Annotated in this window: 8 protein-coding genes; 2 read left to right on the top strand and 6 right to left on the bottom strand. The window is 42.0% G+C overall.

Annotated features, from left to right (window positions below):
* Nucleotide 1: 1 nt before the first annotated feature.
* On the bottom strand, nucleotides 2-1,009 hold the full coding sequence (locus tag ABWV45_RS05345) for an AraC family transcriptional regulator (RefSeq protein ID WP_353349443.1): 1,008 nt from the start codon (nucleotides 1,007-1,009) through the stop codon (nucleotides 2-4).
* A gap of 171 nt (nucleotides 1,010-1,180) precedes the next feature.
* On the bottom strand, nucleotides 1,181-2,635 hold the full coding sequence (locus ABWV45_RS05350) for a PGAP1-like alpha/beta domain-containing protein (RefSeq protein WP_353349445.1): 1,455 nt from the start codon (nucleotides 2,633-2,635) through the stop codon (nucleotides 1,181-1,183).
* Between the two features lie 332 nt (nucleotides 2,636-2,967).
* Here ABWV45_RS05350 and ABWV45_RS05355 point away from each other — a divergent pair, with 332 nt between their 5' ends.
* Nucleotides 2,968-6,780, top strand: a complete 3,813-nt coding sequence (locus ABWV45_RS05355) for a molybdopterin-dependent oxidoreductase (RefSeq protein WP_353349447.1) — start codon at nucleotides 2,968-2,970, stop codon at nucleotides 6,778-6,780.
* 44 nt (nucleotides 6,781-6,824) lie between these two features.
* Nucleotides 6,825-7,916, top strand: coding sequence for a glutathione S-transferase family protein (locus ABWV45_RS05360; protein ID WP_353349449.1), 1,092 nt, complete (start codon nucleotides 6,825-6,827; stop codon nucleotides 7,914-7,916).
* Nucleotides 7,917-8,132: 216 nt separating this feature from the next.
* Here ABWV45_RS05360 and ABWV45_RS05365 read toward each other — a convergent pair whose 3' ends face one another.
* The 4 genes from ABWV45_RS05365 to metE form a co-directional block, all read right to left on the bottom strand.
* Nucleotides 8,133-8,564 (bottom strand): PaaI family thioesterase, encoded by a 432-nt coding sequence (locus tag ABWV45_RS05365; RefSeq protein WP_353349451.1) that lies wholly within the window; start codon nucleotides 8,562-8,564, stop codon nucleotides 8,133-8,135.
* Between the two features lie 137 nt (nucleotides 8,565-8,701).
* On the bottom strand, nucleotides 8,702-10,489 hold the full coding sequence (locus tag ABWV45_RS05370; RefSeq protein WP_353349453.1) for an acyl-CoA dehydrogenase family protein: 1,788 nt from the start codon (nucleotides 10,487-10,489) through the stop codon (nucleotides 8,702-8,704).
* Between the two features lie 424 nt (nucleotides 10,490-10,913).
* Nucleotides 10,914-12,761 (bottom strand): ABC transporter ATP-binding protein, encoded by a 1,848-nt coding sequence (locus ABWV45_RS05375; protein WP_353349455.1) that lies wholly within the window; start codon nucleotides 12,759-12,761, stop codon nucleotides 10,914-10,916.
* 142 nt (nucleotides 12,762-12,903) lie between these two features.
* On the bottom strand, nucleotides 12,904-15,159 hold the full coding sequence (metE, locus tag ABWV45_RS05380) for a 5-methyltetrahydropteroyltriglutamate--homocysteine S-methyltransferase (protein WP_353349912.1): 2,256 nt from the start codon (nucleotides 15,157-15,159) through the stop codon (nucleotides 12,904-12,906).
* Nucleotides 15,160-15,223: the final 64 nt, after the last annotated feature.

Consider the following 15,223-nt stretch of genomic DNA (forward strand, 5'->3'; position numbering starts at 1 on the left):
TTTATTGGGATTTAATATTTTTCCTGTATTCACCGGGAGTCATACCCATCCAATCTTTAAATGCGCGTGTAAACGCACTTTGCTCGGAATACCCGAGCAACATAGCAATATCTGAATAACTTAATGACTCATCTGACAAATATTTTTTTGCGAGGCGACGTCGTAATCCAGAAATCACACTACGATAACTGTAACCTGCCTCCTCTAAAATCCGATAGAAACTGCGTGTAGAGTAGCCCATTTGTTTCGCAACGGTTTTGGCAGAGGTATCACCATCTTTCATGGCCATTAAAATTTGTTGCTGTAGGTTCTCAAAAAACACACCAAATGTATCAGAAGATTTCTCCACTTCTGCTTTTAACATAGCCTCAGCTTGACCATCGAAAATTTTACGCATGTAAGGGTCACTACTGGTTATGGTCATCCACATGACGTTCGCAGGCACATCAGCCATTAAGCATTCTGCATTAAACTCAACTGGGCAACCAAATAACGACTCATAAAGTTGTGGATTTTCAGGGGGTTTAAAGGGTAAACCAACTTTGATAGGCGCTATCTTTTTTCCAATTAAACTTTGATAAAGATTAATAAACATAGACACTCCAAACTCAGCTGAAAGTTGTGTATCTACATCATGTAAGTGCCATCGATGACGGATCACTCCGCTACTCACATCCACTTGAGTACTTAACTCTGATAACACCAGTGTTTGAAAGTGGCCATAACGGGTAAGTGCTTGGCCAAGCGTACTGCACGCTGTAAGTAAATAACCCACAATACCAAAATCTTTGGGCTGAACAATTTGGCCAAGTATCACTCCAAAAGCGGGTATTGGGTCTATGGCCTGCAGTTCATGTAATAACTGGTCGTATTCACAATTCGCCATTTTTGGCTGCGCCTGAAAATGTGCCAATCGTTTCGATAACTCTGGGACTATAAGTTGGCGTTGCTCAATATAGCGCTGTAATACGGCTATGAAGCTAGTTGGAATGGTTGCTTGCTCTGACATATTGGCAGTATTTAATTTTTGGCACAAAATGTCAATTTATGTTTTATTCAGCTTAAGTCTACGGCTCAAATAATATTATTATGTAAACCGACAATTGAAATACATTATAAGATTAAAAAGAAAGGTTCACTTGAAAAAAGGGCTCCTTTTAGAGCCCTTTTTGGTGATTATTTATTCGTTTCGAGATTGTACATAGTCCCTAAACTGTACGGATATAATCCGTACTTCATCAGAAGCCCTGTTAGGCACATTAATGGTTTGGGTTAAACCACTGTCGCCTCGAGGGGTTAACTGAATTTCAATAGTGTCTGCCGTAGTCGCATCAATAAAGAAGTCCATACCGGCTATGAAACTTACGCTAGTCACATCGTCAATATTTTCATAGCTGCTATCACCGCTTTCGTCTTGATCACTCAGAAACAGGGAACTTAAACGGCGAGATTGAGCTCCAGCACTCAGGCCTTCTCCGTCCATAGCCAATTCGTTTTGAGCAAACACATTTTCACTATTTACCATTAATACATCATTGCCACCATCAACATTGGCCCAAAATTCGCGATCTCGGACAATGACCAAGTTACTGTGATTAGCATTTCCTGTTAAATCTTCAGAAAACCCTTCGCCTACTCGGCCTGTATTTAAACGTACAAAATAATCATCGGCATAGAAAGGCTCTAGATAAAAATAATGATCAGCATTCTCTTGCGTACCATGCTCTAGTACAAACTCAAAAGCAGCACCTTTGCTGATTTCTACCGGGCCCCAGCTTCCATCACTGCTAATACCAAAACCATCTGTGTTAATAGGCGTTTGTGAAATTCGAGCCGCTGTATCTGCGTTAATTTCGTAGATAAATAATGTGGTGTCTTCAGCGCCTACGTTATCAGGGAAAATATTCGCTTTACCGGCGATGGTGACTGTCTCAGTTTCTGCATCCAGAATATCCGTTGTTTCGGGTGCGACACCATTAAAGAACTCATAGATTTTGGCAAACGAGGTAGCCGAGGTAGCAATTTCTATGTGGGCTTGGTTTAAATCGTAATCGTCTACCCCATTAGCCTCATCAACTAAAGCAGTATCACTGTTTGCGCGTGCCCAAAGCGCTAAAGTTTCAATACCTCCAAACGGAGACGCTGAATCCCTACCATTGTATCCATCCAGATTGACATATTTATAAACTCGACCTTCTTGATTGGCTCTACTTAAAAACATATGGCTAACTATTGTCCCTAATGAATGACCCATCAAATTAATTTGACTAGCACCCGTTGCCTCTAATATTTCATCAATTTGGGTCTCGATTTGATCATTAAATCCGCCTTCACCAGTCGTTGTATCAAAAAGAAATGTGAGATATTCACTCGAATCAAGGTTAACACTAGCATCAGCCAGTGGGCCTGAATCATATTCCCACGCATATAATAGCTCTTTACTATAGCCATTAGCTAAAAAGCGCTGAGCTTGGGATTGAAATTGAGAGGCCGAACCTGAAGTTCCGTGAATAAATAAAACAGGCAAAGGGCCCTCATATTCTTTTTGGTCGTTATCTTTATCGGATGAGCCACACCCAACAAACATGAGTGATATCAAAATCACACTTAGAGGTTTAAAGAAAGTTTTGATCATATTGCACCTTATTATTTTTATGAGCATACGCTCACCAGTAAACCACACTCCTTTTTACACAGCCATTATTTGGTACAAGTGAACACAAAAAGACCATTATTTCGCAAACAATGTCCTAATTTGTCTCACCCACCCTATTCATTTGATTAATAAATAAACCACTTTTGGTTTGGCACAAAATATCAATAGGAATAAAACTGTCAATACTTTCACAGACCAAATCACTAATATCAGCACACTATAAAAACCATAATGTGAAGATGTAGGCGCTCTTGTTAGCTGCCATACACGTTCAATAATAAAATATTGATGAATTTGAGGGAGCCAAAACCATGGCCTATGTTGTAACCGAAGCTTGTGTGAACCACAAACACACCAACTGTGTGGACGTGTGCCCAGTGGATGCCTTTCGCGCTGGCGAAGAAATGCTATATATCGACCCTCAAAGCTGTATCGAATGTAATGCCTGTCTAACCGAATGTCCTGAACGTGCCATTTTCCCAGAAAGCGCCGTACCTCAGGACCAGTTACAATACATTGAAATCAATGCGCAAAAAGCAAAAGAGCTGCCAGTTATTCGTGAAAGTGTTTTTCAAGCGGCTGCCGCCAGTGCTCAATCTGCACTTGCCGGTCACTTTGCCGTAGTGGGTGCTGGTCCTTCTGGTTTTTATGCTGCTGAAGCCATCCTTAAACAAATGCCGTCAGCTAAAGTGGATATCTTTGAGCGCCTACCTACTCCATTTGGATTAGTGCGTTATGGCGTTGCTCCTGACCATCCGCGTATTAAATCAGTCAGTGCCGGTTTCGAGCGCATTGCTGAAAACAAACAAGTACGTTTTTTTGGTAACGTAAAAATTGGGCAAGACATTTCTAGCGCCGATTTGAAATCTCTTTACCACTCTGTGGTATATGCAACAGGTGGCTCTAAAAGTCGCGCATTAACCATCCCAGGAGCTGAGCTTGATAACATTTTTGGCTCTTCCGATTTTGTTGGTTGGTACAACGGCCACCCAGATCATCAAACATTACAACCAAACCTGAGTGCTTCGCGTGCTGCTGTTATTGGAATTGGTAACGTGGCGTTAGATATTGCTCGTATTTTAATTTTGCCACATGAAGCATTAGCAAAAACCGACATTGCTGACCCATCATTAATGGCGCTTAAAGATAGCGGCATTAATGAAGTGTGCTTGCTGGCCCGCCGTGGTGCCGTACAAGCAGCATTCACTCCGAAAGAACTTGAGCAATTAATTGGCCTTGAGAATTTAGATTTAATTATTAACCCAGCTGATTTACAGCTAGATGCCGAATCAGAAGCAGAACTGGCTCTACCTGAGTTCAGTGAAGCCCGTCAAAACATGGCTTTATTGCGTGAAATAGCTCAACGTCCATTGAGCAATGACCCTAGCACCAAACGCATTCGTTTTATGTTTTTGACCAGCCCAGAATCCATTACTGAAGCAAATGGCAGCAAGCAATTGAACATCGTGCGCAACCGTTTAGAGCGTAACGACGGTCGTGTATCTGCGGTAGCTACCAATGAAAAAGAAGCACTGGAAGTAGGCTTAATCATCAATGCCACTGGCTACCAAGGCACACCTATTGAAGGCTTACCGTTCGATGAACGTCGCGGTGTCATCGCTAACGAAAACTCACTGGTTGATACTAAAGAATACGTAGCGGGTTGGATTAAACGCGGTGCAAGTGGTGTGATCGGCAGTAACAAACAGTGCGCCACCGATACGGTTGGACAACTGCTTTCTGCACTACCTGAAGCACTCGATACTATCGAAGCCGATGTTGAAGCTCTACTAACACAAAACAAAGTTGAATTTATCACCTTTGCTGATTGGCAACTGCTTGATAAACACGAAATTGCAGAAGGTCTAAAACAAAATCGCCCACGTCGTAAAGAAACCAACGTAGCTCAAATGCTAACGGTTATTCGTGATGCACGCGCTGCCGCCATTGCCGAAGCGGAAGCTCAAGCAAAACTGCCTGTACTAGAACACTTCCGCAGTTGTACCCTATGTGAAGCCATGTGTGGTGTTACGATCAAACACCAAGGGGATAAAATCATCGCTATTTCAGGCGACGATAAAGACCAACACAGCTGGGGTCACATTTGCCCTAAAGGTTATTCTTTACAAGATTTGCACAACGACCCAGACCGTTTGAAAAAACCACTGCGCAAAGTAGATGGTCAATGGTTAGAAGTAGAATGGGAAGAAGCCCTAGACTATGCCGCTGAAGGTATCTTCAAGGTTCAAGAGAAATACGGTAACGATGCGTTTGCAGGTTACTGGGGTAACCCAACCTCTCACAACCTTGGCTTGTTAATGACCACAAACAAAATTCGTAAAGCATTAAGCAGTAAAAACATGTTTACCGCGGCATCGTTAGACCAAATGCCACACCAACTGTGTTCTTACTTAATGTTTGGTCACGGCCAAGTATTTACCATTCCTGATGTAGACCACACTGACTACATGCTTATGCTAGGAGCTAACCCTGCTGCATCTAACGGTAGCTTAATGTCAGGTGGTGACATTCTAAAACGCCTAGAAGGCATTCATGAACGTGGTGGTAAACTTGTATTAATCGACCCACGTAAAAATGAATCAGCCCTTTACGCACAAGAGCATCACTTCATTCGCCCAGCCACTGATGCCCTATTCTTGGTTGGTTTAATTCAACACATTATTCGTAAAGAGCTATACAACCCAGGCAAACTTGTAGACATCATGGATCACTGGGGAGAACTATTAGACACCTTTGACTTATTCCCAATGTCAGAAATTGCTGAATTAACTGGCATCGCACAATCAGAGATTGAGCGTATTGCAGAAGAATTTGCCGCAGCCGATAAAGCCATCTGTTATGGCCGTATGGGTATCTCTGCACAAACCTTTGGTGCATTAAACCACTACTTAATTAATACGTTAAACATCCTAACCGGTAACCTAGACCGTCGCGGCGGTATGATGTTTACCAAACCAGCGGTAGATTCAGGTATCAAGCCCCATCTAGCTGGTAGCTTTAATACTTACCAAAGTCGTGTTCGTGGCTTACCAGAATTCAACCGTGAGCTTCCTTCTTCTGCCATGGCTGAAGAAATGACCACACCAGGTGAAGGTCAAGTACGTGGTTTGATCTGTATTTCTGGTAACCCAGGATTATCCACGCCTAATGCTCGCTTACTTGAAAAGGGCTTAAATGAGCTTGAGTTCATGGTATCCGTAGACTTCTACTTAAACGAAACCTCACGCCACGCAGATATCATTCTGCCGCCGACAGGTCCATTTGAGCACGAACAATACGACCTCGTATTCAACCTGCTTTCAGTTCATAACGTAGCTAAATTCTCTGAGCCATTATTTGAACACGAGCCAGGCGCCCTTTCTGATTACGACATCATGAACGGTGTTATTTCTCGCCTACTTAAACTTAAGACAGGTGAAGAACAGACGGCAAAAAATATGGCCCTTACCGACATCTTAGATTACGCGTTGAAGAATGGCCCATACGGTGAAGGCTTCGATGAATACCAAGGTGACGAAATTGTTAAGCATCACTCAGATGGCATCAGCCTTGAGAAACTTAAAGAATTCCCTAACGGCTTAAACCTTGGCCCACTACAGCCTTGCTTACCTGAATTCTTATTCACTAAAGATAAGAAAATTCACATGATGCCAGACGTATTTATTCAAGATTTAGATCGTTTAAAAACGTTTGCTAGCGATTTAAAAAACCAATCGCAGCTAAACTTAATTGGTCGTCGTGATTTACGTACTAACAACTCATGGATGCACAACAGCCAACGTCTTGTGAAAGGCAAAGACCGTTGCGGTTTATTCATGCACCCATTAGATGCTAAACAACACGATTTAAGCGATGGCAGCAAAGCTAAAATTGCATCACGAGTTGGTCAACTAAGCGTCGTCATCGAAGTGACTGACACTGTCATGCCCGGTGTTGTGTGCTTACCACACGGCTGGGGTCACGACCTAGAAGGCGTTGAACTGCGTGTTGCTAAAACCAACCCAGGGATTAACTCAAACGACTTAACCGATGATCAATTAGTCGATGAACTTTCGGGCAATGCCGTATTAAATGGTATTCCCGTAACTATTGAAGCGCTGTAATACAGCGTTTCAACTATCTAACAATAAAAAAGGTTAATGCCTGCATGACAAAGCATCAGCTTATTGGCGCGGAGGTTTCCCTGTATACAGGGAAACTTCGTTGCTACTTACAATATAAAAACATTCCTTTTGAAGAAATCGTCGCCTCACAGGACGTGTTTAAAAATGTGATCCTGCCACGCACAGGAGTCAGCTACATTCCGATCTTTATTACCGATGAAGATAATGCCCTGCAAGACACCACTGAGATCATCGACGCGTTAGAAACCCGCTACAAAGAACAACCTGTATACCCAGCCACACCTAAACAGAACTTAGTGTCGTTATTGTTAGAAACTTATGGCGATGAATGGCTAGTAATACCCGCTATGCACTACCGCTGGAACAAGCCTGAAAACCGAGAATTTGCCATTGGTGAGTTTGGCCGCACATCCGCCCCACAAGCAAGCCAAGATGAACAACTCGCTATTGGTGCTGAAACCGCTAAGCCATTCGCAGGTGCTCTACCGCGCCTAGGCGTTATCTCTGAAGCAGTACCAGCCATTGAAGAAAGCTACTTAGCGTTGTTAGCTGAGCTAGACACTCACTTTGCACAACACCCATTTTTGCTTGGTACAAAACCCTGCATGGGAGATTTTGGACTCATTGGCCCCTTGTATGCTCACCTATACCGTGACCCATACTCAGGCCGATTAATGGAACAACACGCCCCTAATGTCGTCGCATGGGTAAAACGCATGATCGACCCAACACCCCTAAGTGGTGAGTTTTTAGCTAACGACGACGTACCTGACACCTTGCTACCAGTACTGCAACGCATGCTCAATGAACAAGGAACTGTGCTAAAACAAACCATCGATCAAGTAGCTAACTGGGCAAAAGAAAACGACAGCAACACCATTGAACGCGTAATAGGTAAATCCTTCTTTACCATTGAAGACACCAATGTCAGCCGTTTAACCTTCCCGTATATGCAATGGATGTGGCAGCGTTGTTATGATTTTTATCATGCGCAAAGTGACAAAGCAGATATCAAAAAAATGCTTTCTTCGGTGAATGGTTTTGAAGACTTACTCAACTACCCAGTTCAAAATCGTATTAAGCGTGTGAACAATAAAATGGAAGTTGAGAGATAAGGTTTTAAACTTCTTTGTAGGATGGGTTAGGTTAAGCGGAGCGATCTAACACATCTAGTTTAATTAATTCAATCTAAATGCTTTTTTCCTAACTTTTTATGTATCAGGTTCTTAGGATCTGAAAAAATATAAAAATTTGAATTGGATAATTTTTTCAATATCGGCTTATCCCCCCTGCATAAGAGGGCGCCCTTTTACAAAAGGGCAACTATTGAATTATTTAGCAATAGAAAACAACGTGGTTTTACCCGTGGCCACTAACCCACCTTTTTCATTACGAATTTCGCCACTCATATAAATGAGCGTGCCGCCTTTATGTACCGTATTCGCTATCACTCGAACCTTTTCACCCACAAATGCTTTACCGATACATTCAACGCTGACACTGGTGGTTAATGAAGAAACACCCTGTCCACCAGTGTTTGCCAAAATACCTAAAATATCGCATAACATGGTGGCTCTCATACCGCCGTGTAATATTTTAATAGGGTCAGCCATTTCAGGACGCACTTCGATCTCGCACTCCATGCGCGTTTCATCAATTGAAATTAAAAGCGGGTTCAGCCATGTCGTAACAGGGTTTTTTATGGGGCTTTCTGGATGAGCTAATGGCATGCCTTCAAAAGGCTTTAAATTTAGAGGTTTCATAAATATATCTTAATTCAGAGTAATGAAGGCCATAACAAGGACCATACAAAAAATGCCAATTAGACTGCACTAACCGACATTATTTGTCTAGTAGATTACCGCTCAACTGCGCTGATGAGCACTCTAAGCAATGAGCATTAAAACCAAGCTTCATTCATATCTAAACAGGTAGAATCTAAACGGGTTAATAACTGAGCTTGTTGCTGAATCTTGGGGAGCTCCCAACCTATAAAGTATTTCGCCGCTTGAATTTTACCCGCTAAAAACGCGCTATCATCTGCGTCGTCAGAGTTTGCATATACAGTTATGGCCTTACCTGCCATCTCTAGCCACAACCATGACACCACAATTTTTCCCATCATATCTAAATACAAAGTTGAGTTTGCTAACGCTTTTTTAGGTTCACGTGGTAAGGTTTTACCTAAAAATGTAGTGGTTTCATTAAATATCGCCAATTGCTTTTGCAGTTCGTCACTTAACGCTTTTAGCGGCTGTTTTTTTGCGGCGCTATCTAAAGTGTTTTGTATTCGAGACATAAGAATTTGAAGCCCCTTACCATCTTCCATCCATAATTTACGCCCTAGTAAATCAAGTGATTGAATCCCTTCTGTACCTTCATGGATTGGGTTAAGTCGATTATCACGGTAACACTGCTCTACTGGGTACTCACGAATATAACCAGAGCCTCCCAGTACCTGAATGGCTAAATCATTTGCCATGGGTCCGTATTTCGACGGGAAAGATTTTATAATAGGTGTGAGTAAGTCTAGTAAAATGCCACTGTCTTTATTTCCCAAGGCTTCTTGCTCGTCCACTAAACGTGAACCAAGCAAGCATAAAGCTAACGCACCTTCTACATAACTTTTTTGTGCAAGCAACAGACGCTTAACATCAGCATGTTCAATAATATTAAGTGGTTTACTGTTTGGGTCTTTATCATCTGGGGCGCGACCTTGAGGACGATTTTTTGCATATTCTAGGGATTCCAAATAACCACGATAACCAATCATTGCGGCACCTAAACCAACACCGATACGCGCTTCGTTCATCATTTTGAACATGTAGCCAAGTCCCTTGTTCGCCTCACCTATTAAATACCCATGACAGCTATCTTTTTCACCAAAACTTAATACTGTAGACGTTGTTCCGCGATAGCCCATTTTATGTAACAAGCCAGCAAGACTCACATCATTGCGCTCGCTTAGCGAGCCATCTTGATTGGTTATAAATTTAGGTACTATAAAAAGTGAAATACCTTTGACACCTTTTGGTGCCCCTTCAATTCTGGCCAATACCAAATGTACAATGTTTTCTGTGATGTCTTGATCACCACCTGAGATATACATCTTTTGACCTTTGATGCGGTAACTACCGTCATCTTGAGGTATTGCTTTGGTCGATAGATCGCCTAAAGATGATCCTACATCAGGCTCGGTTAAGGCCATGGTGCCTGAAAAGCGCCCGCTGAGCATATTAGGTAAATAGGTTTTCTTTTGTTCTTCACTTCCAAATGCATGGATCACATTGGCAGCTGCGGCGGTTAAAAAAGGATACGCTGAGGTGGATGGATTAGCGGAAAGAAAATAAGCATTACAGGCAGAATGGATGATTGCGGGTAATTGCATGCCGCCATCATTGTAGGCGTGTCGTGCGGATAATAGTCCCGAATTACAAAAATGCTGCCACGCAACTTTTACCTCATCAATGGTGGTTACTTTTTCACCATCAAACTGGGGCTCGTTGGCATCGGCTTTGGCGTTATGGGGCAGGAAGTATGTCTCAGCAATTTTTGCTGAGGTTTTTAACACCTCATCAAAAGTGGTTTTATCATGATCTCGATAAAATTCAGCTTCAATTAAATCTTCTGAATCAAACACTTGATACAACATGAAAGACATGTCTTTATCATTCATTAAATTATGCATATTTGTTCACACCACCACTTTAAATTTTGATCACTTATAGGGTCTAATAACTTTGAATAAGTTAATCTGCTTTATTTGTATTTATGTGGCTTACGATGCTTTTAAGAGATTGGAGCACAATAATATTAAATAGTTATAAAAATAAGATCACAATGAGTTGAATTTTAGCACTGAGGTATCGCTTTTAAATCAAGCGACAAGGTAAATTTGAATAATAACTACTGAATGTAAATGGATTATGGCTTGATTACTAGATTGATCGCTACGTGTCTTATGTACGATTTATTATTGGTTCTAGCACACGTTAATGCAGGGGAACTCATAACATATGATAATCTGCCCCCCTTAGGTGATCAGATTATCACGGTATGCATGATCATGAGATTAATAGCTCATAGCACAATCATCAAGTTAAGATGATCTATTACTCCCCAATAAACCCACCTGTTTGATGCGCCCAAAGCTGGCTATAAATTCCGCCACTGTTCACCAATTCTTGGTGAGTACCTTGCTCCACTATACGGCCTTCATCCAAAATAACTAAACGATCCATTGCTGCAATGGTTGATAAACGGTGGGCAATGGCTATCACCGTTTTGTTTTCCATTAATAAGTTTAAGCTATGTTGAATGGCGGCCTCCACTTCGCTGTCTAATGCAGAGGTAGCTTCATCTAAAATCAAAATGGGGGCGTTCTTTAATAACACTCTGGCAATAGCGATACGTTGGCGCTGTCCACCACTTAGTTTCACCCCACGCTCACCTACTTGCGCATCAAAGCCTGTATTGCCATGAGGGTCAGTTAGTTGCTGAATAAAGTCATAGGCTTCTGCCTTTTTAGCCGCTTCGATTACATCTTCGTCTGAGGCGTCAGGATGACCATATAAAATGTTTTCTCGCACACTGCGATGCAACAAGGATGTATCTTGCGTCACCATGCCAATTTGAGCACGTAAGGTTTCTTGTTGTACTTGTGAAATATTGCGGCCATCAATTTTAATTTCACCCCCTTGTAAGTCGTAAAAGCGCAATAGTAAGTTAACCAAAGTGGATTTACCTGCCCCACTTCGACCTACTAATCCTACCTTTTCACCCGGTTTGATGTTCAGTTGTAGCTGTTCAAAAACTTTACGCTGCACAACCCCTTCTTCATGTTTTTCATCATAGAAAAAAGCGACATTGTTAAAATCAATTTGTCCCTTTTCGACATTTAATTGTGGAGCTAGTGGCGTGTCTTTTACTTGTTGCGGAATTGATAAGGTTTGCATGCCATCAACCACTGTACCGATATTTTCGAACAGACTGCTGACTTCCCACATAATCCATTGCGCCATGCTGTTTAAGCGAAGTGCAAGTGTCACACCGACGGCAATAGCCCCCACGGTGATCATAGATTCACTCCATAAGTAAATACCTAAGCTACCTATGGCAAACACTAATAGGTAGTTAATGGTTTGTACCGTAACATTTAAGCCTACTGCCAAGCGCATTTGTTGGTATACGGTTTGTAAAAATCCGTTCATCCCTTCTTTTGCGTATTCACTTTCACGCTTTGAATGACTAAAAAGTTTGACCGTACTGATATTGGTATAACTGTCGACAATTCGACCTGTCATATCACTGCGAGCATTAGCTTGCTCAGTTGCTACATTTTTAAGACGAGGAATGAAATACCACTGGCTAATGACATATAAAACCAACCAGCCAAATACCGGAATGGTTAAACGCCAATCTGCTTGAGCTATCACCGCTAACATGGTGACAAAATACACCAAAATATACATGATAACATTGAGCAGTTTCATCACACTTTCGCGAACAGCTAGCGATGTTTGCATTACTTTTGTAGCGATGCGCCCTGCAAATTCATCCTGATAGAAGCCTATACTTTGTTTAAGTAAATAACGATGAGCCATCCATCGGATCGCCATTGGAAAGTTGCCCATTAGCCCTTGATGAATAATCATGGCTTGCAGCGCTACAAGCACAGGCATACCTATCATTAACAAAAAGCCCAAAACCAGTAAGGTTTTACCTTCATCTTGCCATAGGGTTTGCGGGTCTTTATCTATTAACCAGTCTACTAGCTGGCCTAAAAAACCAAATAGATACACTTCAAACACGGCAATGATGGCTGTTAACAGTCCCATTGCTATAAGAGTGGTTTCCATCCCTTTTGTGTAGTATCGAAAAAATGCCCATAGACTATTCGGGGGTTGCTCTGGGTCTTGCGGGGGGAATGGGTTAATCAGCTTTTCAAAAAAGGTGAACATAGTGGCAACTTACAAATATATATAAAGCTGGCCATTCTACGCTAATTATCTAGAAAAATCGTGTTTACTAGGGGCTAAATCCCACCCGTAACATTGCAAGGAATGCCCCTTTAGCCTTATAAAAAAGGGGCTATGGTTTATATTATGCCTCGATTACAGTATGAGATTGACGCAATTGTTTAGCGGCTTGTACCATTAACGTCAGGGCTTGACGGGTTTCAGGCCAGCCCCGCGTTTTTAGGCCACAATCTGGGTTTACCCATAATTGCTCTGGCGAAATAAGCCGAGCAGCCTTTTCTAATAGGCTTACCATCCATTGTTCACTTGGTACAACTGGACTATGAATATCATATACACCCGGGCCAATATCATTAGGGTATTTAAAGTCTTCAAACGCTTTGAGTAATTCCATATTAGAGCGACTCGTCTCTATGGTAATGACATCTGAATCTAATTCCGCAATGGCACCAATAATGTCATTAAACTCGGCATAACACATGTGGGTGTGAACTTGTGTTGAGTCTTGTACCTTGGCCACCGTCAAGCGAAAACCATCCACTGCCCAACGTAAATAGGCTGCCCTGTCCTTTTGTCTTAATGGTAAACCTTCACGCAATGCTGGCTCGTCAACTTGAATGATATGAATACCTGCCGCTTCTAAGTCCAACACTTCTTGTGATAGTGCCAATGCTAATTGAAAGGCTTGCTCTTTTAACGAAATATCATCTCGAGTGAAAGACCAACACAACATCGTAATTGGCCCAGTTAACATGCCTTTCATGGGCTTACTTGTTAGCGATTGTGCATACTGGCTCCATTTTACACTCATGGGTTTAGGGCGTTGTATATCAGAAGTAATAACAGGCGGTTTAACACAACGAGAGCCATAACTTTGTACCCAACCAAAATCAGTAAAGCTATAGCCTTCTAGCTGCTGACCAAAATATTCCACCATGTCGTTGCGCTCGGCTTCACCGTGTACCAATACATCTAAACCAATGCGCTCTTGTTCGCTCACTGCGTTCTCAATTTCTTTGCACATGGCATCTTCGTAATCTTGTGCAGATAATATTCCCTGCTTAAAGCCTAATCGTGCTTGGCGAATAGCTTGCGTTTGAGGAAATGAACCAATGGTAGTGGTTGAAAAGGCCGGTAATTGAAACTTCTTTTGCTGAATTTGCTTACGCACTTTAAATGCACTATTGCGCTCGAATTCTCTTGGGGTAAGTTTATTTATAGTGCTTTGAAGTGTACTGACCGTGATTTCTTCTAATTTTTTGTTTAGAACAACACGTTTATCAGTGGCATTAACAACCTGCTTAGCAAGACAGGAGAGCTCATTGAGTTTTTGTTTAGCAAAGGCAAATTGCTGTTTGATTTTTGGTACAAGGTTTTGCTCTTGTTCTAAATCTTCTGGCACATGTAATAACGAGCAACTGGTGGACAGCCATAAACGTGACCCCAATGCATTGTAAAACGGCTCGACTATTTTTTGTATTTCACCAATATCAGCGCACCAAATATTTCGTCCATTGATCAAGCCAAGTGATAACACTTTATAAGGCGGTAAACGATCCAACACCCGAGACAAATCGCTTTGTCCGGTTATACCGTCTAAATGTAAACCTGCCACAGGTAAGCTACAGGCAATAGAAAGGTTTTCATGCAAAGGGGAAAAATACGTCGCTAACAACAGCTTCACAGAAGAGCTTTGTAATTGATTATAGGCTTGCTCAAATGCTTGTTGCCAAGCCAGAGGTAGATCCAACCCTAAAATGGGTTCATCTATTTGCAACCATTCAACGCCCAACTTTTGAGTTTGGTGCAATAACTGAGCATAGGCTTTAAGTAAATCCGGCAAAAGAGTTAATGGGTCTGAGCCATCTTGAGTTTTGCCTAACCACAAATACGTTAAGGGCCCAACTAACACCGGCTTCACCTTTGAGGTTAATTGCTGTGCTTGCTTGATTTCATTCAGCCACACTTGTGGATTTAGCTTGAACGTTTGCTGAGGAGCAAATTCGGGGACAATGTAATGATAATTGGTATCAAACCATTTTGTCATTTCACATGCAGCACAATCCTTCCCTTCGGCACTACGACCACGAGCCATACGGAAATATGTATCCCATTGCCAATCGCTTTCTTGCTGAGCGCCAAACCGTTCAGGTATCACTGTAAACAAATATGAATGGCTCAGCATATGATCATAAAGAGCAAAATCGCCAACCGTGATGAAATCCAATCCAGCGTCTAGCTGATCTTGCCAATGTTGCTGACGCACATTCGCGGCCTTTTCTAACAATTCGGTCTGAGTCAAATTACCTTTCCAATAGCCTTCAAGTGCCCACTTTAGCTGGCGCTGGGCACCCATTCTGGGGTAACCCAGAACATGGATTGTGGGTAATGCTCACGCTTTAATATTAGTATTTTTCACCTTACACTCCTGACATATGAAATTT

This window comes from Oceaniserpentilla sp. 4NH20-0058 (assembly GCF_040371755.1).
Classification (GTDB): Bacteria; Pseudomonadota; Gammaproteobacteria; order Pseudomonadales; family Oceanobacteraceae; genus Bermanella.